Here is a 21,394-nt window from a genome sequence, read left to right as displayed (position 1 = left end):
CTGGACCGGTCCGGCCGACCGGACAAACCGGTTTCCGGCGGCGGTCAGTCGCGCTCCAGCGTGACGGTGACCCGGGCGATCGCGTCGTCGGCCATCAGCCGGCGGCGCAGGTCGTCGGAGTGCGCGAGCAGCTGGGCGGCGGGCGCGTCGCGGACCGCCGCGGCCGGCGTCACCCAGACGTTGACCAGCAGCTGCGACGGTCCGACCCAGACGGCGTGCAGGTCCCGGATCCGGCCCACCCACGCCTCGCCGCGCACCTGCTCGCGGATCGGGTCGAGCACGTCGGCCGGCGCCGACTCGTCCAGCAGCAGCCCCTTCGAGCGGCGGGCCAGCAGCCAGGCGACCAGGATCAGCAGCAGCCCGATCGACATGCTGCCGACCGCGTCCCAGCCGGCCCACCCGGTCACCGCGTGCAGGATCAGCGCCACGAGCGCGATGCCCAGCCCGGCCAGCGCGGCGGTGTCCTCGAGGAAGACCGTGGTCGCGCTCGGGTCGGAGGCGTGCCGCAGGTGGTGCCGCAGGGAACGGTTGCGCTGCCGGGACTCGGCGCGCAGCTGCTTGTGCGCGGTGTACCAGGAGTAACTCTCGAATCCGGCGGCCACCACCAGCACCCCGATGCCGACCCCGAGCGACTCCACCGGCTCCGGCATCAGCATGCCGCGTACGCCCTCACCGATTGACAGCACCCCGCCGACCAGGAAGATGCCCAGCGCGGCGAGGAACGTCCAGAAATAACGCTCCTGTCCGTACCCGAAGGGGTGCCGCTCGTCGGGCTCGCGCCGGGAGCGTTTCAGGCCGATCAGCAGCAGGACCTCGTTGCCGGTGTCGGCGATCGAGTGGGCCGCCTCGGCCCACATCGACGCGGACCCGGTGAGCAGCCCGGCGACGATCTTCGCGACGGCGATCGCCCCGTTGGCGGCCACCGCGACGAGCACGGTCCAGGTGCTCTCCCCCGCGTTGCGGCCGGTGTTGCGTTCCTCGTCACCGGAGGCGGCCGGCGCGGCGGCCCGGTCGGCGACGGCGATCTTGTCCATGGCGGTGTCGTCCACGGATCCCGCGGTACCCGCCTTCGCGACCGCGCACACCCACGCGAGGCACGCCGGGCGACCGGCGACGGTCCCGGGCCGCCCGGCGGCGCGGTAGCGTACGGCCGGAGGCCGCGCCGGCCGGTGCGGACGGCGCCTGTCCCGCGATCCTGGAGGTCCGCCGTGACCGTGCTCCCCATCCGGCAGGTCGGTGACCCGGTGCTGCGCCGCGTCGCCGAGCCGGTGACCGACTTCGATGCCGAGCTGGCCGTGCTGGTCCGGGATCTGACCCAGACCCTGGCCGAGTCGCGCGGCGCCGGCCTGGCCGCCCCGCAGATCGGGGTCGGCCTGCGCGTCTTCGCGATCAACCCGGACCTGCCGGGCAACGACCGCCGCCTGGACCACCTGGTCAACCCGGTCCTGGAGTTCCCGGACGAGCAGGAGCAGTCCGGTCCGGAGGGCTGCCTGTCGATTCCCGGCATCTACCTGGACACCAAGCGCCGGCTGAACACCGTCGCCAAGGGCTACACCCGGCACGGCGACCCGGTGCAGGTGGTCGGCGAGGGCCTGCTGGCGCGGTGCCTGCAGCACGAGACCGACCACCTGGACGGGATTCTGTTCATCGACCGGCAGGACGCGCGGGCCCGGCAGCGGCTGCTGGACACCCTCCGCGAGGCCGCGTGGTTCGAGGGCCTGCCGGCCGCCCGGGTGCGGGTCAGCCCCCACTGACGGGTCATCCTGCTTGCGGCCGGTCCGGCCGCGTCGCATGGTGCAGGGATGGCGGAAACCATCGGCGCCGCCGGGCGCACGCTCAGCGACTGCGACGTACGAGCGTTCGTGCTGGCCCGGCTGGCCGCGGAGGATCTCGACGGCCGCCGGGTCTGCGTGATCGTCCCGGACGGCACCCGCAGCTGCCCGCTGCCGCTGCTGCTGGGCGCCGTGCACGAGGCGCTGCACGGCCGGGCCGCCGCGGTCACCGTGCTGATCGCGCTGGGCACCCACGCCCCGATGTCCGACGCGCAGCTGAGCGGGCACCTCGGCGGGCCGTACCCGGGCTTCGAGGTGCGCAACCACGAGTGGTGGCTGCCGGACACGCTGGTCTCGCTCGGCCGCATCGGCGCCGAGCGGGTGGCGCGGCTGTCCGAGGGCCGGATGCGGCAGGCGATCGACGTCACCCTCAACCGCGCCGTCGTCGAGCACGACGTGTGCCTGGTGATCGGCCCGGTCTTCCCGCACGAGGTGGTCGGCTTCTCCGGCGGCAACAAGTACTTCTTCCCGGGCATCGCCGGCCAGGAGATCATCGACTTCTCGCACTGGCTGGGCGCGCTGATCAGCAGCGCCGAGATCATCGGAACCCGCGGGACGACCCCGGTCCGGGCGCTGATCGACGAGGCGGCGGCGATGATCCCGGCGCGCCGGCGGGCGCTGTGCCTGGTGGTGCAGTCCGGCACCGGCGCGCTGCACGCGGCGTCGTTCGGCACTCCCGAGCAGGCGTGGGCGGCGTGCGCCGACATCTCCGCGCAGACGCACGTGCGGTACCTCGACGCCCCGGTCCGGCGGGTGCTGTCGATCATCCCGGAGAAGTACGCCGACATGTGGACCGGCGCGAAGGGTTTCTACAAGGTCGAGCCGATCGTCGCCGACGGCGGCCAGGTGATCGTCTACGCGCCGCACATCACCCGGATCTCCGCGATGCATCCGGAGATCGAGCGGATCGGCTACCACTGCCGCGACTACTTCGTGAAACAGTGGGACCGGTTCCGTGACCAGCACTGGGGTGTCCTGGCGCACTCCACCCACCTGCGCGGCGCCGGCGTCTGGGACCCGGTCGGGGGCGAGCGGCCCCGGGTCACGGTCACCCTGGCCACCGGGATCCCGGAGCACGTGGTCCGCGGCGCGAACCTCGACCACCTGGACCCGGCCCGCCTCGACCTGGCCGCGCTGGCCGTCGACCCGGGGACGTTCGTGGTGCCCGACGCCGGCGAGGTCCTGTACCGGCTGCGGCCGGCCGCTGACCCACCGGCGCCGGTGACCGCCGCGTCCGGCTCCGCCGCCACCCCGGCCGGGCCGCCGCCCCGGCACGGTTAGTCGACCAGGCGGGGCGCCAGCATCTCCGGCGGCACCGCACCGCCGCCCCGGCACGGTTAGTCGACCAGGCGGGGCGCCAGCATCTCCGGCGGCACCGGGCCGCTGCCGATCCGCGCGATCAGGGTCCGGGCCCAGGCGGTCAGCGCGGCGACGGCGATCCCGTGCGGGGCGCCGGCCGCGTACGGCGCGATCCGGTCCGCCGCCCGGGTCAGCAACCGGACCGCGCCGACCTGGTTTCCCCGCCGCAGGTGGGTGACGCCCACCGCGAGCTGCGCCAGACCCTTCCACAGCTCCCGGGTGTCGTCGTCACACGCCTTCCACGCCCCCTCCAGCACCTCGTGCGCGTGGAACGGCCGGCCCGCGGCCAGCAGCCGCTCCGCCTCGCGCAGCGCCTCCTCCGGCGGCAGCGCCAGGTCGTCGGGCGTGGTGGGCACCCCGGTCATCCCGTGCGGCAGGGGCCGGCCCAGGCCGTCGCGGGGCCGGGCGTTGCGGGCGCGACCGGCCGGGTCCCGGTCCCGGGCGACCCGGCCGGGCCGCGTGTCCGGGCCCGGCCGGTCGCCGGGCGCGATGCCGGAAACCTGGTTGTACGGGCGGTCTGCGGGCGTCGTACCGGAATCCATGCCTTCCATACTGCCGCCGGGACCTTCGGCCCGCCGGCGCGGGTTCTACCAGCCCTGCCCGGCAAGATCGAGCGTTGGCGAAGATGGCAGCAGAGACGAAGGGAACCTGCCATGCGGACCACTGGCATCGTCGTCGGCACCGACGGCACGGAAACGAGCGACGCCGCCATCGACTGGGCGGCTCGGGAAGCACACCAGCGCGGCCTGACCCTGCGCATCGTGCACGCCTTCGACTGGGACTGGCGCGAGTCGCGCTTCGAGATCGGCAACGAGCACGTCGACACCGCCCGGGCGCAGGCCGAGGGCATCATCGCGGCGGCGGTGGAGCGGGTCCGCAACATCGCGCCGGAGCTCACCCCGCAGACGTTCACCCTGATCGGGCACGCCGTTCCGCGGCTGCTGGAGTCGGCCCGCGGCGCCCAGCTGCTGGTGCTGGGCCGGCGCGGGCGCGGTGGCTTCGCCGGGATGCTGCTCGGCTCGACCAGCCAGCGGGTCGCCACCCACGCCCCCTGCCCGGTCGTCGTGGTGGGCGGCAGCCCGGCCGCGGACGCGCCGATCGCCGCCGGCATCGACGACTCCCCGAACGCCGACCTGGTCCTGGAGACGGTGTTCAACGCAGCGGCCGACCAGAACTGCCCGGTCACCGTGATCCGGGCCTGCCCGCCGGTCGTCCCGGCGTGGGTCACCGCCGACCCGCCGAACGTCGAGGCCGCCGAACTCGCCCGCCTGGACGAGCAGCTGGCGCCGTGGCGGTCGAAGTTCCCGGACGTCCGGGTCGAGGTGGTGCTGACCCACGACACCCCGCCGGCCGCGCTGGTGGCCGCGTCCGGCAAGGCCCGGCTGATCATCGTCGGCAGCCACGGGCACGGGCTGGTCACCGGCACGCTGGTGGGTTCGACCAGCCTGCAGCTGCTGCACCACGCGGCCTGCCCGGTCTACATCGTGCGCCCGCTCCCGCAGTGAGCCCACCCCGGGCGGTCCGGCACAACCGCGTCCCGCCCGGGACCAACGTCCTGGCCGGCAAGGACCAAGTGAGCAACAACGCTTTGACATGAACCGGAGTTGAGGTTTTAGCGTCTTGACGTGGATCTAGGAACAGTGCAGGAGTCGGGTGTCGGCGAGCGCCTCAGGGGCGCCTTCCGCCGATACCCGACCGGCGTCGCGGTGATCACCGCGCTCGGCCCGGACGGGCCGGTCGGGTTGACCGCGTCCAGTGTCGCGTCGGTATCGGTCGACCCGCCGGCGGTGTCGTTCTCGGTGATGGGCACCCGCTCGGCGCGCGTCCTGCTGGACGCGCCGAGCCTCGTCGTCCATCTGCTGGGCGTCCGGCACCTGGGCGTGGCGCGCGAATTCGCCCATTCCGGCGGCGACCGTTTCACCCCGGAGCAGGGCTGGAGCACGCTGCCCTCGGGGGAGCCGGTGCTGCCCGGCGCCGTCGCCGCCCTGCGGGCCGCTCCCCTGCACCGGGTGCCGGTGGGCGAGTCGACCCTGGTGATCGCCTCCGTGCTGGAGGTGTTCCACGGCCCGGACGACCGGCCGCTGATCCATCACGCCAGAAAGTTCGTCACCTCGACCCCGACCGAAGGATTCTGATGCGACTGCCGCGTCTGCTGCGCCCGCGTACCGTCGTGAGCGCCCACTGTGACCTGCCCTGCGGCGTCTACGATCCGGCCCAGGCCCGTATCGAGGCCGAGTCGATCAAGGCGATCTGCGAGAAGTACCAGGCCAACCAGGATCCGGAGTTCCGGACCCGCTCGCTGATCATCAAGGAGCAACGGGCCGAGCTGGTCAAGCACCACCTGTGGGTGCTGTGGACCGACTACTTCAAGGCCCCGCACTTCGAGAGGTACCCTCAGCTGCACACCCTCTTCAACGAGGCCACCAAGCTGGCCGGCGCCGGCGGCGCGAAGGGCTCCGCCGACCCGGCGGTCGCCGACCAGCTCCTCGCCAGGATCGAGGAGATCTCGAAGATCTTCCGGGAGACGAAGCAGGGTTGATCCCTGGTGCCCGGCCGCGTGCCGGGCACCGCCCTTGCGCGGTACGCCCTCTCGCCCGAGCCGGGTCGCACCCGCCCGCGCGTCGCGCTGACGGCGGGTCGCCGGTTTCGCGGCAGCTGACCCGGGTGGTTTCGCGGTCGAGGGCCGCCGGCATCCCGGCTCCTGGGCGAGCGGGCCATCAGCGAGGGGGTGCGCTCCGCGGAGCTGAGCCGACCAGGCGGACGGCTCGCTGACGGACCTGCAACGACGGCATCGGACCGTCGCCGGCCGGCATGAGCCTCGAACTGCACCCGCTGTCGTGATATCCCGGACAGCGGCTCGCCGGCGGGCACGCTGATCCGGCGGCTGTGGAGCAGACGTCCGCGACCACGTCACCTCGTCCTCACGACGCGTCAGGTGAGCGACCGAGCCACGCTGGTCGCTCGGGCACGCGACGCCGGACTCGGCGAATCTCTCCAGCCGGGCCGAGGGCGGGCTGATTTTCGCCGGCGGCGGCGCGCCGGTGGGCGAACTCGGTGCGTACACCTTCGCCGGTCCGGGGCCCACGAGGTGGCGCAGGTGGCCGAGGTGGCAGGCGAGCCGATCCATGCATCGAGTGAACGATGACGGTGTCGCCGTCGCGCACGAGCGTGAGCATCTCTGCACGTAGCGGTGGAGGGGCGCAGGATCTCCGCCGGTACAACCCGCAATCCCGGCCGGGGCCGGTCAGTAGCCGGCGGTCACGTGGTTGAGGAGCCGGCCGGTCAGAACGCGGGTGGCTCCGGCACGGACGCCGGTCATCACGGCGAGGGTGGTCCGGATGCGGCGTTGCTCGGGTCGCCGGGATGCTGCAGCGACCGGTCATCGGATGCGCCCTGGGCGCCTGAGACGAGAGCGGAGCCAGCGCCGGGCACACAGGTACGGGTCAGACGACAGGTAGCGCACACGCTTCGAAACAACTCAATGTTCGAATTCGCCTGCGCATGGGATCGCCTACCAGGGACCGCCGCGCAGACGACTTCGGAGAATGACAAATACGAACTATCATTGATCTTCGAGATGTCCCGGACCGGCCGTTTCCGAAACGCGCATTTCCGAGGAATCGGACGCCGTCGTCGCACTTTCCGTGTCCGCCTTGCCCCCATCCACCGCGAATGCTGCGCCGAGTGCCGCCGGCTCAACGAAAGCGGAAGGAGGTCTTTCCCTCGTCGGATTCGACGCCGAGGTCGCACGGGCTCACGGCTACGAGGTGGTGACCCTTCCCAACGGTTCGCAGGCCTCGGTTCCTACGGACCAGGCAGCCGCCGCTTCCAGCGGTAAATACGTTCCCACGTCCGGTGTATTGAAGAAGAAAACAAGCGGCGGAGCCACCACCTTCGACTATGCGGAGGTCGATGGCGAATGTGGTCGCTCGTACGTGAGCCTCTGGGCCCAGGGCAACCGCCGCGCGGAGCTCGACACCGGGCTGCACGTCGACAACGTCGATGCCGGAACCCCGTGGGACGTCCACTGGAGCGTAACGATCTCGGACAACGGCGGTACGTCGCGGCAGGACTACAACGAAGGCCAGGGCAAGTTCGCCGGCAAGTCGTGGTTGGGCGGCATCCGGTCGCTCGGCCTCTCGTCCGGCCTGGCCACCGCCAAGGTCACGGTCGCCAGCTTCGCCATCACCACCTCCGGCTGGATCTGCTACTCCAACCAGCCCAAGACCACTGACCTTATCTACTAAGAACCAGTAGTCGAGTGTCGCTGCATCTCTGCGACCAAGGGGCAGCGACACTCGATTTGTGGCATGATGCGCTCATGTATCCGCAGGGCCCTCTTGATGATGCAGCCGTGAAGCGAGCAAGAAATAACTACAATTCGGCACTACAGGCTTCCGATCTGCCAATATTCGCCGTTTCCGAGGATTTCCAACCTTGCTTCCCGCGGCTCATGGGGTGGGGCGGAGTGAATGCTGCAGTGAATACCGCCACTGTTGCCTATGACAGCCTGGCGAACAGTGAGATGTGGATTGCGGTGACCACGGCACGGTGGGCAGGAACGGCAACGAGATCAGCGTCACTCGAAACGGTACTGGCAGAGCAGGCGCGCCAGCGAGGAATGCTGATCCCTACCACTTTCTCCGGTAGCGAGGAGATTGATTTCTTCCTCGAATCCGGGCCCGTCCAGGGATATCGGATAAACGCGAGCGGCGATCTTTGGGCAGCCAGATGCGAAACTGGTGGTATCGAGATCACCATCGTCTCCCACGGGTGGCGACCGGAACGAGTAGCGGTGAACACGTTCGCGGATCGCGGATCGTTTCTCACTCGACAGGCGCAAGATCTTCCCCCGTTGGAACGGCAAGGCGTACCAGTTGCCGAACCGCCAACCGGATGGGCTGAGCCGGGCTGTCCGGGACAGGACCCGATTCGTGCCCTGGTCGAGGTGACCCTCAGCGCGAGCGAGGCAACCGTCACCTGGATGGAGGTAGGCGGCGCTCCTCCCCCTCAGGTAGCTGACCTGACCGCACTGTGGCAGGCCGCGGCGCGGCGGCACATGGCGCTCACAGGCCACGACGAGTCGGATTCCAAGCGCGCGGTTACGAGCATCGTCAATCACATGCTGAACCTTCGAGCCAGCGCCGCCTGGTTCAGGAACCGTGCGGATTTGCGTCGCAGAGCTATCTCCGAAACGCTCATATTCGGCACTGAGCTCCGCGCGGATGTTCCCAGCCACCGGGCTCACCGTGCTTGGCAGAAGATCGAGGAGCCGTTGTCGATCACTCCCGAAGGAGCGGTTGCGCTGGCGGCCGCAAAGAACTCCTGGCGGAAGGCATGGGCTGCGTGGGCAGCCGCTTCGGAGTCGGCCCTCGGTCCTGGTGAGAACGCTTGATCACGGGTCGCCCGCGGCGGCCATCCGCTAACGCGGTTCCTGAGCGATCGCATCCACCGGCGCGACGCCGACCTCGGTGATCGCACTCAGCGCGGTGTGCTTGCTGACGGTCCTCCGGGCTATTGCACGATCATGTCTGCGTCTGGTCCAGAGCCGAGGCGGCGTCGCTGGTCAGGTAGTAGGCCTTACGTGTCATGCCGCCGGCTCGGTGCGGTGCGACCTGTCCCGCGGTCGGGCTGCTGGCCCCGATGTCTCGCCGACGGGCGACCGGGAGGTCTGCCACGCTGCCGGCCGGGGACCTCGTCGACAGGCGCGCCGTGGGCGGCGACGAGCGGGGGCAGCACGAACGGAATCTGCTCATGTCATTCGTGAGCGCCCTGTGCAGAGCCGCGTACGCCAACTCGCACCGGCCGGTCATCGGCATCGACGACTGGGTGTGGCGCTTCGCGTACGAACCACTGTCGCGTCCGGACGCTGCCGACTGAGCACGTGACATGTGCCCGGATCCAGCGGCGTCCGGATCTGCCGACGACAGGGCGTTCGCTACGGGATGCCAGCGGTGCGTGGCGTACGGTCGCGGTGTCCCGACGGTGGTAACCCGGAATGAATCCCTACCTGGCGTCGGGAGACGAAGCCTGGACCTTTTCGGCATTGCGTAGCCAGCCCTCGGCAGCGTCGGCCAGCAGGGCGAGAGGGCTGTCCTTCCCGGCTTCGTCTCCGAGTCGCCGCAATTCTCCGTAGGCCGCGGTGTCGCCACCTCGGGCCAGTCCAGCCAGCGCCTCCACTCTTACGCGGGCGTCGGGGTCATCGCGGTTGGCGGCGATGACCTGCCCGGTCACCGGGTGGTCGAAGGCGTAGTCACGCAACACATGCAGAGCAGCCGCGCGTACTCGCCCGTCGGGGTCTCGGGCCAGTGCCGCCAGTACGTCCACGCCTGCCCGCCTCGATCCCGGCTCCATCAGCGTGAAACAGAGCTCGCCCGCCACCCGGCTGCGGACCGACGGGTCGGGATGCTCGGCATGCATCACCACCTCGGGCAGAAAGCCGGGGCCGTGGTACTCAGCGGCTGCCCCGATCAGGCTCACGAGGACATCGGCATCCGGTTCCGCGGCCAGCCCGGCTCGCAGAGCGGCCAGCGCGTCCTGCCGGCACGGCGCCTGGTCGATCGAAAGGGAGTGCACCACCTCCGCGGCGAACCGCCGAGCATCAGGATCCGGATCGGTGAGGACCCTGGTGGCCCAGCGCAGAGTCGCCTCGGCATCCGTCCTGGCGTTCACCGAAAGCTGGGACTGGCTCCAGTTGATGGACGTCGGATCCCGATCTGCCAGGGCACGCGCCATCAGCTCGTCGCGCGAAGGACCGATACCGAGGCGCTCCTCGATGCAGGTGAGGATCGCCAGGTGAGCCGTCTGCACCTGGGCCCACCGGCCGTCAGCCGCGGTCGCCCGGATGCACTGGGTGTGGTCGTCGTGGTCGACCGGAACGCTGTGGCGTTGCACCTCGGCGGTGGCATCGCCGAGCCGGCGCCGCAACTCGGCCACCGGATCGACACCGACCCAGGCCCGGGCGATTCGCCACATGGACCTCGTCGTGTGCTCGTCCACCCGATGGCGGATCAGTTGGTAGGCCCCGTAGTCCGCCGCCCACAACATCAGCTCGACGTCGTTGCGGGCCGAGTCGGACCAGCCGTCGTCGAGGAGCTCGCGGACACGCAAGCCGTACCCGGCGGCTGCCGCTGCCCGCAACAGGGCACTACCCTCCCCTGCCGCCGCACCAGCCGGATACACCAAACGATCGTTCACTACCGCCATCCTTCATGGGCTGGGCTTCGACGGCGAACAAGCACCGGATCCACAACTCGAAAGCCATACCGGCCACCTCGTCATGGCATCCATGTCCGGCCGTCCCATCAGCGAGTACCTCGCGCGGCCGCGGCACGACAGCCGGTTCCGGCTTCTGTAGCCGCGATCCGCGTGTCCGGCGGACCGCAGTCGGTCTGCCGCTGAGCGGGCGCCGCGCGAGCCACCGGTCGACCGCACCACAGCGGGCCGCGGTCACCGGGCTGCCAGCGCCGCCCACTCCTCGGTCCACCGGTGACGACTGAGACCCGCGGCAGCGAACTCGTCGACCTGATCACCCCGCTGCACGCCCCACCAGCGCAGCATCGCGTTGACCGCCAAGTCCTCGTGGTCCGCTACGACCGAGTAGTGGTCTTCAGCTTCGCCGGCAGAGGTTGCCGTGAACATCGGCCCCCACGCGACTGTTCCACCACGCCATGCCACCGCCGCATGGAATCCACCGCCACCGAAGAACTCGGTATGCAGGTAGGCCACATCGCCGTGCATCGAGTGGCGACAAGCCCATTCCGCGAGCTCTCTCGTCAACTCGTAGAAGCCCTCCACGGGCGCTCCATCGACCGCGGTCGGCACCATGCTCGCCACGATCTCGTCCGTCAGCGGCAGAAGCACCAATCCGCTGCCGGCGGCCAACGGCACGGTCGGCAATACCGCTTCACGCAGGCTTGGTGCGGTCGATTTCAGGAGCAGCGCCTGCAGATTTCCGGCCATGAGGCGAGCGTATCGGCCGAAGCCGGAGAGCCGTACTCTCATGCGCGGAGCGTGCGCCAAGGTGTTGAGCAACCGTTGTCACCGGTGAGAGGCGATCCGCTTGTCGCACCCTCCGCTCCGGTCAAAAGTGGTGGCACGCTGCGGTCCTGGTGCAGCACACTTGCGATCATGGTGGGTTCCTGTCGTAGCGTCGCTGATCTGGCCGCCGCGGAGGCGCGGGGAGAACGGATCAAGTTCCTGTTCTTCTGGGGACACCAGTCGGAGCGCGACGGCCGCGTCGGCGCCGGATGCTTGAGTCAGTGGTGGCCGGCCCCGTTCACCGCCGACGGGCGCGTGTTCGCCACCGCGGAGCATTACATGATGTGGCGCAAGGCCGTCCTGTTCGGTGACGACGCGATGGCCGAGCGGATTCTGGCCGCGCCGCACCCGCACGCGGCCAAGGCTCTCGGCGGCCGGGTTGCCGGATTCGATCAACAGATTTGGGACGAGCACCGCTTCGCCACCGTCGTGGCCGGCAATCTGGCCAAGTTCGGAGAGCATGCCGACCTGCGCGCGTTCCTGCTCGGTACCGGACAACGGGTTCTCGTTGAGGCCAGCCCGGTGGATCGCATCTGGGGCATCGGCCTGATGCGCGACGAGCCCGCCGCCGCCGATCCAGCTCGATGGCAGGGCCTCAACCTGCTCGGGTTCGCACTCATGCAAGTACGCGACGTCCTCCACGACTCGCCGGAACAGTAGCGGCAGGACGGCGAACACCGGATGCGCCGCCGGGCGTGCGCGGCAGCCGCAGAGGCCGGTCACGCGGCGCGGCGCGTGCACAGGCTTGCCCGATCACCGGGGTGCGAACAGGACCCGCCGGCCGCGGCGCCACCCGGCGGCTGGACGTTCGCGCGCGACCTGCCGGCCCGGGACACCGCAGCCGGGTACGACAAACGGCCCCTTCCCGGGAAGGGACCGTCAGGCGGTCTTGTCAGCTGGTCTCGGACTGCTGGCGGCGCTGGAGCCTGTCGTTCTCCCGGAGCGCCTCTTGGAGCTGGTCCTCCAGGGTGATGATCCGGCAGGCGGCTTCCAGGGCGGTGCCCTGGTCGACCATCTCGCGAGCCCGCGCGGCCAGCCTCAACTGGTGTCGGGAGTAGCGGCGGTGGCCGCCGGCGGACCGGAACGGGGTGAACAGTTTCGCCTCGTCGAGCCGGCGCAGGAAGTCCTGCGAGGCGCCGGTGATCTCCGCGGCGCGGCCCATCGTGTAGGCGGGGTAGTCGTCGTCACCGAACATGTCGTCGGGTGGGGCCATACAAACCTCTCCATGATGTGGGCCCCGGCGCTTTCACGCCGGGGCCCAGGGTCAACGGGTCCGAACACCACTCTTCGAGGGATTCGCCGGTCGCGAAGGGCGCACCTGCCGCCGGGTGACGGCGCAGGACGAAGGGATCGCACGAACGTGACCGGAGATCACCGCACTCGATGGACGCTACGGCGTCCGTTCCGGGGCTGACAGCACGTCCCGGCGCGGACGATCCAACGGTGTCCGAGGCCCTTTCCCTTCGCTGGCCTGCAGTGCGGTCCCGGAGCCCCGTGGCTTTCATGGCCCGGACACGTGCGGCGGGTGGTGGTGCCGGGCGGGCCCTGAAACCTGCACCGGCCCGCCCGGCCTGCCCCGACCTGTGCTTGCGTCGGGGTCTTGCCTTGCTACTGCTCACCCTGCTGGGCGCGGTGATGCAAGTGCCGCACCGCGGGGGCCGAGCGAGCCACGGGCTCGAACCCGGGGCCGGTTTGACGCTCAGCCTGTTCGTCTGCGTCGTTCGCGGACCTCTTCCCTCAACACCGGAAACACTAGCCACCACCTACCAGAATGTCTAGTACGAGAGTCGTAGATTTTTTGTTCCCCTGACCCGAGGATTCCGGTTGATCAGCGGTGGGCATCGTGGCCCGGCGGTGGGCCTGCGGTCCCGGCACGGCGACCGGGCGTCCGGCGCCTCCCGCACCACCGGGCCGGCCCCGCCGGGACCGCAGGCAGGTCCACAGCCCGGACCGGCCCCGGCGGAAACCGCAGGCAAATCCACGGTCCGAACCGGCCCCAGCCGAAACCGCAGGCAAATCCACGGTCCGAACCGGCCCCAGCCGAAACCGCAGGCAAGCCCACGGTCCGAACCGGCCCCAGCCGAAACCGCAGGCAAGCCCACGGTCCGAACCGGCCCCAGCCGAAACCGCACGCAAGCCCACAGCCCGGACCGGAGACGCCTCACAGCCCGGATCACGGACGGCTGGCAGCCGGGGCCGCGGGCGAGGCCGCAGGCCCGGACCGTGGGCGGCCGGCGCCCCGTTGTCGGGGCGTCAGTCCTCGGGGACCGGGTAGGCGTAGAGCTCGGCGAGCCGCCGCCGGGACGCCTCCAGACGGTCCGCGAGCACGGTCATGAACCGGGCGTTCAGGTCGCGGCCGAGCGCCGGCTCCCCGGCGATCATGTCGCGGATCCGGACCGCGTCGAACTCGATGGCGTGCACGTCCTCCGCGGCGACCGCCCCGAACCGCCACCGGTACGGCGCCATCAGCCAGGACCAGCCGACGACCGCGCCGGGGCGCAGCTGTTCGAGCACGATGTCGCCGCGGCCGGGCACCGCCATGTCCAGCACCACCGAGCCGGAGTTCAGCAGCCAGAACCGGTTCGCCGGGTCACCGGCCGCGAACAGCCGGTACCGCGTCGGGCGGAACACCGGCCGGCCGTGGACGGACCAGCGGTGCAGCCACTCGGACGGCAGATCAGCGGCGAACGGATGCATGGCCAACTGGTCGAAGACGCTCAACGCGGTCATGACGCCTCCTTCGGGTCGCTGTCGACGCTAGGAGCGGCATGGCCCGGGCGGCAGAAGCGAAAGTCCCGGTTCACGGCGCCACTTCGACCTGGCCCCGGGCGCCGCGGTCGGCGTCGGCCATGGCGTGGCTGACGAACGGGTAGTGTCCGGCCTCGGGCAGCACCGTCTCGACGAAGCCACCGGCGGCCGGGCCGAGCGACAGCACCTGGGCGCCGCCCGGATCGCCGGGGCGCAGCTGGTAGCGGCCTTCGGTGTAGACGGTGTCGAACTGGGCGCCGACCACGTGGAACGATCCGGCCCGGCTCGGGCCGGCATCGAGCACCCAGAAGCGCACCCGGTCGCCGGCGCGCGCGGTCAGCGGACGGTGGACGTACTGCGCCGGGTAGCCGTTGAACACCACCGCGTCCGGCTGCTCGCGCTGCATCTTGGACAGGTCGCCGATCGCGCCTTGGGCGCCGAGGTAGAGCTCCGACTGGACCAGGACGTACTCGTGGGCGACCGCGGCCAGGTCGGGCGGGTCGATGATGACGGCCCCGTACATGCCGTTGCCGATGTGGAGCAGCATCGGCATGGTGGAGCAGTGGTACATCCAGATGCCGGCGCGGGTGGCGGTGAACCGGTAGGTGAGCTGCTCGCCGGGTTCGATCGGGCGCATCGGCCGGTCCGGGGCGAGGGCGCCGGCGTGGAAGTCGACGCCGTGGTCGACGGTGCCGTCGTTATGGAGGGTGATCTCGAAGGTGTCGCCGACGCGGCCGCGCAGGACCGGGCCGGGCACGGTGCCGTTGTAGGTCCACATCTTCTGGCGCACGCCGGGAGCCACCTCCCGCTCCACCTCGCGTACGTGCAGGTCCAGCCGATGCGTGCGGCCCGGCGGCGACACCGGCGCGGCGGCGTCGTACGCCTGGAACCCCGCACCCGGATCGGCCATCGTGTCCACCGGCGGGGTGTCGCCCGGCGCAGCCGGGGCGTGCCCGGCATGCGTCGCGGCGGTGTCGGTCGCGCCGGTGGCGACGACGGTCAGCGTCATGCCGGCCTGGCGGTGCCCGGGCAGCGAGCACCAGCCGGCGACCGTTCCGGAGATCAGCCCGGCGTCCAGCGTGACGGTACGGCCGGCGGCGACCGTCCCGGTCTTCGCGCCGCCGGCCAGCACCAGGTCGTGGCGGCGCTGGTCGCCGTTGGTGAGCTCGACGATCAGCCGGTCACCCGCCGGAACGGTGATCCGGTCGGGGTGGAACCGCATGTCTTTCGCGGTCACGGCGACCGTCGTGGTGTGGCCGGTCGGGGTGACCGGCCCGGCGGTGCTCGCGGTGGCCGGTCCGGCGGTGAGGCGCTGGGCGGCCACCCCGAGCAGGACGGCGAGCAGGACCAGGGCCAGGCCGGCGGCGATCCCGCCGAGCGGTCGGACGGTCGGCGCGGGAGGGGTGGACACGGGGGTTACCTCCGGTCGAGCAGGAGAAGGCGCGCCGCCGGCAGCAGGAACTGCACCAGCGCGGCCAGCAGCAACAACGACGTGGTGATCCGGACGTACGGACCCACCGGCAGCTGGAACACCAGCAGCGCGGCATTGGTCATCGCGAGTCGCTGCGGCCAGTGCCGGTCCAGCGCCGCGGTCCGCTCCCGGACCCGGGCCGGACCGCTGCCCAGCGCCATCGGCAGCAGGTAGGCGAGCGCGCCGAGCAGCACCTGAGCGACCGATCCGGCGAGCAGCGGCACCAGCACCGCGCTCAGCCCGTCGGCCGCGGCGGCCGGATCATTCGCGGTCAGCAGCCGGTAGCCGTCCACGGCGAGGGAGATCAGCAGCCAGCCCGCGCCGGCCGCGATCGACCAGGCGGCGAACGACTCCGGCGGTTTGACGCGGGCCGCGCGAGCCGCCGGGACGACGGTCGCGACCACCGCCGTCGCGAAGACGGCCAGGCCCGCCGCCGCGACGACCGGCCACCAGGCGAGCGCCCCGAGCGCCAGCCCGGACAGGCCGGTGAGCGCCGTGGGCAGGCCGGTCCGGGCGGCCGCCACCGCCCCGTCGGCCATCCGGGTCCGCAGCACGGTCGGCCAGAGCGTCACGACCGTGCCGAGGACGGTCAGCATGATCCAGCCGAGCAGGTTGACGTGTGCGTGGAACAGGATCAGCCGCGGCCGGGCCGCGTCGTCGACCACCAGCATCCACGCGCCGACCGGCACCCCGACCAGCAGCGCGCCGGCCGCCGCCAGGTAGTAGTGCACGGTCACCGCGAACCGTGCGGGCAGCGCGGAGCGCAGCCGGGCGGCCAGCCACACCAGGTGCGCGGCGATGGCCGCGAAGACGGCCGCCGCTCCCCCGACGCCCAGCCACGGCCGGTCCGTGCCGCCGCCGGCGAGCACCAGCACCACGCCGGCGTTGAGCAGCGCCAGCCGGGCCGCCTCGGCGCGCCGCGACGCCGGCGGCGGCACGCGCAGCACCGCGGCGGTGAAATGGGCGCTCCACACCAGGATCGCGTTGCTGGCCGCGCCGAGCAGCAGCAGGTGGATGGCCAGCCAGCGCCAGGCGGGCAGGAACGGGTGCGCGAACGCGAGCGCGACGAGCGCCAGCAGGTAGCCCAGCGGCAGCAGGCCGGCGCGCCGATGCCAGGTGGCGCGGCCGGTCGGCCGGTCCGGCACGGTGTTCGCGATCCCGGCGGATTCCCGGTCCGGCGCCGGCCGCCCAGGCTGCGGCGTGGTGCCGGGCGCCGGGGCGGGGGCGGCCGGTGGGGCGGGTTCCGGGGGTGTGACGAGGGGGGTCATGATGCGGATCGGGCCTTCGGCTGGGAGGGGTGGCGGGCGGCGGTGGCCGACAGGGTCACGGCGCAGGCGAGGAACAGCAGTACCGAGGCCACGTTGCCGGTCCCGGACCAGCGCCAGACCGATTCCAGGCCGGCGGCGTCCCCGGCCGCGATCCGGGCCAGCAGGGTGAGGTGCAGCAGGGCCAGCGGCAGGTAGAGCACCCGGTGGTACGGCAGCGGCCGGCGCAGCACCGCGGGCAGGATCACCGGCGCGTGCACGAAGATCATGGACAGCACGAAGCCGAGGAAGACGGCGTGCAGGGTGGCGTCGTAGCGGGCGCCGTCGGTGACCGGCCCGGCGCCGGCCCAGAGCAGGCCGGCCAGGGCCAGCCAGGCGTAGCCGGCGAGCAGGCCGGCGGCGACGTAACGAGGCAGGGCCGTGGCGCGTACGGTGCGGCGGGCGACGTCGAAGACGGCGAGCCAGGCGGTGACCGCGAGCAGGCTCAGGCCGTACAGGAAGGTGCCGGTCCGCGGCCACACCGTGGCCGTGGCCGCGCCGGCGACCAGCGCGGCGAGCGCGGAGAGGAAAAGGCGTTCGGCGTACGCCGAGAACAGGGCGACGTGGGCGAGTTCGAGTCGTTCCCCGGCGATCGTGGCGACCACGAAGACCGTCATCCACGGCACCACCTCGGCCACCGCGAAGCCGGCGGTCCAGAGCAGCGCGGCCGCGTACCAGCCGAAGGCGCCCGCGGCCTGCGCCAGCAGCGCCACCGACGGCTGCCGTCGCCAGATCGCCCGGTAGACCCCGAGCAGTACCACCGCCCCGGCCGTGACCAGCAGCTTTCCCGGGAGAGCCGGCCCGGCGGCGAGCAGGTGAAGCGCGCCGGCCGCGGAGCAGAACGGGCCGATCAGCGCCCACCGGCGGCCCAGAGCGACGGCACGTTCCAGCGCGATCAACGTGCCGACGAAGCCGAACACCATGACCGGGCCGTGTACCTCCTCGACCGGGGCGGCCGGGACCGGGACCGGGGTGCCGAGCAGCAGCAGGGCGGCGTAGAGGCCGCCGAGCAGCGCGAGCGCGGCGCCGGCGAGGACGGGCAAGCGCCAGGCCACCGGAAGCGCCGGCCGGGGCCCGGCGTGCGGGGCACGTCCGGGCGCGGCGTCGGGTTCGCGGCCCGCTGTCCGCTCATCGGGGCGGGACTCGCCGGCCGCTGTCCGCTCGTCGGGGCGCGCGTCGCCAGCCGCTGTCCGCTCGTCGGGGTGGGGGCCGCCGGCCGCTGCCCGCTCGTCGGAACGGGGGTTGCCAGCCGCCGTCCGCGCACCGGGGCGCGCGTCGCCAGCCGCTGTCCGCTCGTCGGGGTGAGGGCCGCCGACCACTGTCTGTTCATCGGGATGGGGGGCGCTCGGCCGCCGGCGAGCCGCGCCCGGCGCCGGGCCGGCGTTCATGCCGGGTCCTCGTCGGACAGCGACGGCAGTGGCAGGTGGACGACACAGGCGTCCGGGGCGCCGAACGGCTCCAGCACGGTGCCCGCGCCCTGGGCGCCACGCTGTTCCAGGACGCCGCGGACCACCCCGGCGTGCAGGCCGCACATGGCGTCCGGGTTCTGGCTGACCAGGTCGAGGAACGGGCAGGTGCGCAGGTGCACGTCGACCGTCCCGCCCTCCGGGGCGTGCGCTCGGGGACTGAAGCCCAGGGTCTCCAGCACCGTCGTGACGGCTTCCACCGGGTTCGCGGTGTCCCGTACGTTCGCGGCCAGCTGGCGACCCCAGTCGCGCCCGACGCGGACGGCGGTGTCTCGTACCCCGGATTCGTTGGCCGGGAGATGTTCGAGCAGCGCGGCGGCGAGCGCCCGATAGGGCGCCGGCGCCGGATCGTCGGCGACCGCGCGGTATCGCCAGGCCGGACGGCCCGGTAGACCGCCGCTGGCCCGGGCTTTCACCAGCAACCCGGCCTCGACCAGCAGATCGAGGTGCGCGCGGGTGGTGGAGAGGTGTTGGCCGGTCTGGGCGGCCACATCGGCGGCGGTCAGCCCGGCCGCGGACGTCCGGACCAGTCGCATGATCGCCACCCGGCTCGACGAACCGAGCGCGCGGTGCTGCGGCGTGTCGATCGTCTCGCCGGACGGCCCTTTCCCTGAGGTTTCCACGGTGTTAGACGTTATAACGTCAGTTGACGTCAAAACTAGAGGAGGGCGTCATGTCACCGTCCGACGAGGTCGCCGCGGCGGCCGTGGTGCGCCATCACGCGCAGATGGCCACGGAACTGGACCGCCTGGTCCGGGACCTGATCCGGACCGCCGAGATCGGCGGCCTGCGGCAGATCTGGCAGGCCAGGGAGGCGCTGGTCGGCTGGTTGACCGGGGAGCTGCTGCCGCACGCCAACGCCGAGGAGGCCGCGCTCTACCCGGCCGCGAGCGGGCAGCCCGGCGCGGGCCTGCTGATCACCGGGATGCTGGCCGAGCACCGCGCGATCGGCACGCTGGTCACCGAGCTCACCGAGACCGCGTCCCCGGTGCAGGCGGCAGCCGCGGCCCGGGCCCTGCAGGCGCTCTTCGAGGTGCACCTGGCAAAGGAGAACGACCTGGTGGTGCCGGTGCTGGTGGGCGCCCCGGACGTGGATCTCGCGGCGCTGCTGGACGGCATGCACGACCTGCTCGGCGTCGAGCCGGCCGACGGGTGCGGCTGCGGCGGGTGCGGCTGCGGCGGTGACGCGCCGCAGGCCGCCGCACCGGCGGCGACGCTGAGCATCGACCCGCGGATCGACGTCCGCGATCTGCCGCACGCCGAGCGTCACGCCCGGGTGATGGCCGCGCTGGGCGATCTGGCGCCGGACTCCGCGCTGGTGCTGGTCGCGCCGCACGCCCCGCTGCCGCTGCTGTCGCAGATCGACGAACGGTACGCCGGGCAGTTCACCACCGAGTGGCTGCAGAGCGGCCCGGATGTGTGGCAGCTGCGCCTGCACCGCGTCGCGGTGCCCGCCTGACCCCGGCCTCTCGCCTCCCTCTCCCCGGCGGCCGCAGCGGAGCGGTTCGCCGGAAGGGCCGGCCGGCTGCACGCCCGACGGCCGGCCGGGGCCGCACGGCCCGATCATCCGGCGGCGCTCAAGCACCCGCCCGCGTGGTTCGTTCATGCCGGCAGCCTATCGACGCGAACGCCACTAGTCTAGATTTCGACTAGTGGCATTTCTGGTCTACTCTGGGCACGGACCGGCCGCACCGAGCGGTAACCGGTCGCGGGAGGGAACATGGCGAAGGCGACGACTGAGCAGCCTGATCCGGAGCCGGGCTGGGTGCGGGCCACGCTGGAGCTGGCGGTCCTCGCCGTGCTGACCGAGGGCGACCGGCACGGTTACGCCCTGGCTCAGCGCCTCGGCGAGCGGGGCCTCGGCCCGGTCCGCGGCGGCGTGCTCTATCCGGTGCTCAACCGGCTGGAGACCGAGGCGGCCGTCAGCTCCAGCTGGCAGGCCGGCGACGGCGGTCCGGGCCGCAAGGTCTATGCCATCACCGACGACGGCCGGCGCCGGCTCCACGGCCAGCGCGCCTCCTGGCACAGATTCACCAGCACGTTCGACAAGCTCCTACGGCAGACGGCTGGAGAGCGATGATGACCACGTTCGACCGGTGGGAGCTGATCGCCCGCACCGCTCTCAGCGACCACGGCATCGGCTACCACGAGGCCACTCCCCTGATCGAGGACGCTCGCTCGCATCATGAGCAGAGCGGCGTCGATCCCTGGCAGGCGCTCGGCCCGCCGGAGCGGTTCGCCGCGGATGTCGCCGCCGCACGGCCGGCCGCCGGCGCCCGGGTCGACACGCAGGGCAAGACCTCACGCGACTATCTGAGCGACGGCATGTTCGCCGTAGCGTTCGTCGGCGTGCTGGCGTCGCTGTCCGCCATCTGGGCCAACCGCGGCCTGACCGTTCCGCTCACCGCGGCCGGTTCGCTGGGCACCGTGCTGGCCTCGTCGAGCCTGCTGGCCTTCCTCGCCGCGCCCGGCGCCCTCCGCGCGTCCGGGCGTCCCCGCCTCGCGCCCTGGGGGTTCGTCGCGGGCGCCGTGCTGGCCGTCGCGGCGGCGGTGGCCTTCACGGCGCTGCCGCGCGAGCGCATCGGCGAGACCCCGGCCCTGGGGCTGCTCGTGGTCTGTCTCGGACTGTGCTGGGTGCTCACCCGCCCCACCCGGGGGCGGGGACCGGCCGGCGCGGCGGACCCGGCCGACCCGGAGGACTGGTTCGCCCGGCTGCGCGGCGTGCTGGCCGGCCGCTTCGACGTGCCACCCGATCGGGCCGGCGCCCTGGTCGAGCAGGCCCGGGCGCACGTGGCGGCGGCCGGCACCACCCCGCGGGAGGAGTTCCCGTCCCTCGCGGAATACGCACGGGACCTCGCCGAGCAGGAGCCGGGGCGGCAGCCGGCATGGTGGCGTCGCCCGACTGTGGTGCGGACCGCCAGGATCGTCACGATCGCGCTCCTGATACTCGCCGCCGCCCAGGCGCTTGTGGACGGCGACTGGTGGGTCACTGTCACCGGCGCCTCGGTGGCGCTGCTGCAGGCTCTAGAACTGCGGAGATAGAGATGCGGACGGGCTGGGTCCACCCCGCGGCCCGGGCAGCGCCGGGACCGCCACGCATCCGGGCAACACCAGGCGGCCGGGCAGCACCAGGACCGCCGGGAAGCCGGGCAACACACCAGCGCCGCCAGGCAG

The 21,394-nt window shown here is 72.2% G+C and carries 22 protein-coding genes; 12 read left to right on the top strand and 10 right to left on the bottom strand.

Annotated features, from left to right (window positions below; genetic code table 11):
* Positions 1–44 precede the first annotated feature (44 nt).
* A complete protein-coding gene (locus ACTEI_RS17130) occupies positions 45–1,049 on the bottom strand; it encodes a cation diffusion facilitator family transporter (RefSeq protein ID WP_239082396.1) in 1,005 nt (334 codons plus the stop codon).
* A gap of 159 nt (positions 1,050–1,208) precedes the next feature.
* Here ACTEI_RS17130 and def point away from each other — a divergent pair, with 159 nt between their 5' ends.
* Both def and ACTEI_RS17120 read left to right on the top strand, forming a co-directional pair.
* A complete protein-coding gene (gene def / locus ACTEI_RS17125; RefSeq protein ID WP_122978576.1) occupies positions 1,209–1,754 on the top strand; it encodes a peptide deformylase in 546 nt (181 codons plus the stop codon).
* Between the two features lie 48 nt (positions 1,755–1,802).
* Positions 1,803–3,113, top strand: coding sequence for a lactate racemase domain-containing protein (locus ACTEI_RS17120; RefSeq protein ID WP_122978575.1), 1,311 nt, complete (start codon positions 1,803–1,805; stop codon positions 3,111–3,113).
* Between the two features lie 56 nt (positions 3,114–3,169).
* On the opposite strand, the gene ACTEI_RS17115 is transcribed toward ACTEI_RS17120, so the two are convergent.
* A complete protein-coding gene (locus ACTEI_RS17115; protein ID WP_122978574.1) occupies positions 3,170–3,733 on the bottom strand; it encodes a DUF309 domain-containing protein in 564 nt (187 codons plus the stop codon).
* A 111-nt stretch (positions 3,734–3,844) separates the two neighbouring features.
* On the opposite strand from ACTEI_RS17115, the gene ACTEI_RS17110 reads away from it, so the two are divergent.
* From ACTEI_RS17110 to ACTEI_RS38970, 6 genes are all read left to right on the top strand, one after another.
* Positions 3,845–4,696: a universal stress protein gene (locus ACTEI_RS17110; protein ID WP_122978573.1), complete on the top strand. Its 852-nt coding sequence runs from the start codon at positions 3,845–3,847 to the stop codon at positions 4,694–4,696.
* A 120-nt stretch (positions 4,697–4,816) separates the two neighbouring features.
* A complete protein-coding gene (locus tag ACTEI_RS17105; protein WP_122978572.1) occupies positions 4,817–5,326 on the top strand; it encodes a flavin reductase family protein in 510 nt (169 codons plus the stop codon).
* Positions 5,326–5,730, top strand: coding sequence for a superoxide dismutase, Ni (sodN, locus tag ACTEI_RS17100; RefSeq protein ID WP_122978571.1), 405 nt, complete (start codon positions 5,326–5,328; stop codon positions 5,728–5,730). The genes ACTEI_RS17105 and sodN overlap by 1 nt, the downstream gene beginning before the upstream one ends.
* 1,114 nt (positions 5,731–6,844) lie before the next feature.
* Positions 6,845–7,438 carry a hypothetical protein gene (locus tag ACTEI_RS37050; protein ID WP_145831057.1) on the top strand — a complete coding sequence of 198 codons (594 nt, stop codon included), beginning with the start codon at positions 6,845–6,847 and terminating at the stop codon, positions 7,436–7,438.
* A 74-nt stretch (positions 7,439–7,512) separates the two neighbouring features.
* The gene (locus ACTEI_RS37045; protein WP_145831058.1) at positions 7,513–8,586 is read left to right on the top strand and encodes a hypothetical protein; all 1,074 of its coding nucleotides are present in this window, start codon (positions 7,513–7,515) and stop codon (positions 8,584–8,586) included.
* Between the two features lie 359 nt (positions 8,587–8,945).
* Positions 8,946–9,071 (top strand): hypothetical protein, encoded by a 126-nt coding sequence (locus tag ACTEI_RS38970; RefSeq protein ID WP_262384752.1) that lies wholly within the window; start codon positions 8,946–8,948, stop codon positions 9,069–9,071.
* Positions 9,072–9,197: 126 nt separating this feature from the next.
* Here ACTEI_RS38970 and ACTEI_RS17090 read toward each other — a convergent pair whose 3' ends face one another.
* Both ACTEI_RS17090 and ACTEI_RS17085 read right to left on the bottom strand, forming a co-directional pair.
* The gene (locus tag ACTEI_RS17090; RefSeq protein WP_145831059.1) at positions 9,198–10,388 is read right to left on the bottom strand and encodes a HEAT repeat domain-containing protein; all 1,191 of its coding nucleotides are present in this window, start codon (positions 10,386–10,388) and stop codon (positions 9,198–9,200) included.
* 252 nt (positions 10,389–10,640) lie between these two features.
* Complete coding sequence (locus ACTEI_RS17085) at positions 10,641–11,153, bottom strand: hypothetical protein (RefSeq protein ID WP_145831060.1); 513 nt, start codon at positions 11,151–11,153, stop codon at positions 10,641–10,643.
* 168 nt (positions 11,154–11,321) lie between these two features.
* Here ACTEI_RS17085 and ACTEI_RS17080 point away from each other — a divergent pair, with 168 nt between their 5' ends.
* On the top strand, positions 11,322–11,891 hold the full coding sequence (locus ACTEI_RS17080; RefSeq protein ID WP_122978567.1) for a riboflavin biosynthesis intermediates N-glycosidase: 570 nt from the start codon (positions 11,322–11,324) through the stop codon (positions 11,889–11,891).
* Between the two features lie 232 nt (positions 11,892–12,123).
* Here the strand turns inward: ACTEI_RS17080 and ACTEI_RS17075 are convergent, their stop codons facing one another.
* The 6 genes from ACTEI_RS17075 to ACTEI_RS17050 form a co-directional block, all read right to left on the bottom strand.
* A complete protein-coding gene (locus tag ACTEI_RS17075) occupies positions 12,124–12,444 on the bottom strand; it encodes a MerR family transcriptional regulator (RefSeq protein WP_122978566.1) in 321 nt (106 codons plus the stop codon).
* 1,040 nt (positions 12,445–13,484) lie between these two features.
* Positions 13,485–13,961 carry a Crp/Fnr family transcriptional regulator gene (locus ACTEI_RS17070; protein ID WP_187645950.1) on the bottom strand — a complete coding sequence of 159 codons (477 nt, stop codon included), beginning with the start codon at positions 13,959–13,961 and terminating at the stop codon, positions 13,485–13,487.
* A gap of 70 nt (positions 13,962–14,031) precedes the next feature.
* Positions 14,032–15,390 (bottom strand): multicopper oxidase domain-containing protein, encoded by a 1,359-nt coding sequence (locus ACTEI_RS17065; protein WP_122978565.1) that lies wholly within the window; start codon positions 15,388–15,390, stop codon positions 14,032–14,034.
* Between the two features lie 5 nt (positions 15,391–15,395).
* The gene (locus tag ACTEI_RS17060) at positions 15,396–16,718 is read right to left on the bottom strand and encodes a hypothetical protein (protein ID WP_239082397.1); all 1,323 of its coding nucleotides are present in this window, start codon (positions 16,716–16,718) and stop codon (positions 15,396–15,398) included.
* Positions 16,715–17,797: a hypothetical protein gene (locus tag ACTEI_RS17055; RefSeq protein WP_239082398.1), complete on the bottom strand. Its 1,083-nt coding sequence runs from the start codon at positions 17,795–17,797 to the stop codon at positions 16,715–16,717. Before ACTEI_RS17055 ends, ACTEI_RS17060 begins: the two co-directional genes overlap by 4 nt.
* Positions 17,798–18,138: 341 nt before the next feature.
* Positions 18,139–18,843 (bottom strand): helix-turn-helix transcriptional regulator, encoded by a 705-nt coding sequence (locus ACTEI_RS17050; protein ID WP_122978563.1) that lies wholly within the window; start codon positions 18,841–18,843, stop codon positions 18,139–18,141.
* A 50-nt stretch (positions 18,844–18,893) separates the two neighbouring features.
* Between ACTEI_RS17050 and ACTEI_RS17045 the strand changes: the two genes are divergently transcribed.
* From ACTEI_RS17045 to ACTEI_RS17035, 3 genes are all read left to right on the top strand, one after another.
* On the top strand, positions 18,894–19,679 hold the full coding sequence (locus tag ACTEI_RS17045) for a DUF2249 domain-containing protein (protein ID WP_122978562.1): 786 nt from the start codon (positions 18,894–18,896) through the stop codon (positions 19,677–19,679).
* A gap of 261 nt (positions 19,680–19,940) precedes the next feature.
* Positions 19,941–20,300 carry a PadR family transcriptional regulator gene (locus ACTEI_RS17040; RefSeq protein ID WP_122978561.1) on the top strand — a complete coding sequence of 120 codons (360 nt, stop codon included), beginning with the start codon at positions 19,941–19,943 and terminating at the stop codon, positions 20,298–20,300.
* On the top strand, positions 20,300–21,262 hold the full coding sequence (locus tag ACTEI_RS17035; RefSeq protein ID WP_122978560.1) for a hypothetical protein: 963 nt from the start codon (positions 20,300–20,302) through the stop codon (positions 21,260–21,262). The genes ACTEI_RS17040 and ACTEI_RS17035 overlap by 1 nt, the downstream gene beginning before the upstream one ends.
* Positions 21,263–21,394: the final 132 nt, after the last annotated feature.

This window comes from Actinoplanes teichomyceticus ATCC 31121 (assembly GCF_003711105.1).
In the GTDB taxonomy this organism is placed as follows: Bacteria; Actinomycetota; Actinomycetes; order Mycobacteriales; family Micromonosporaceae; genus Actinoplanes; species Actinoplanes teichomyceticus.
Note: the sequence above shows the minus strand (reverse complement) of the source record. Positions and strands in the feature narration are given on the sequence as shown.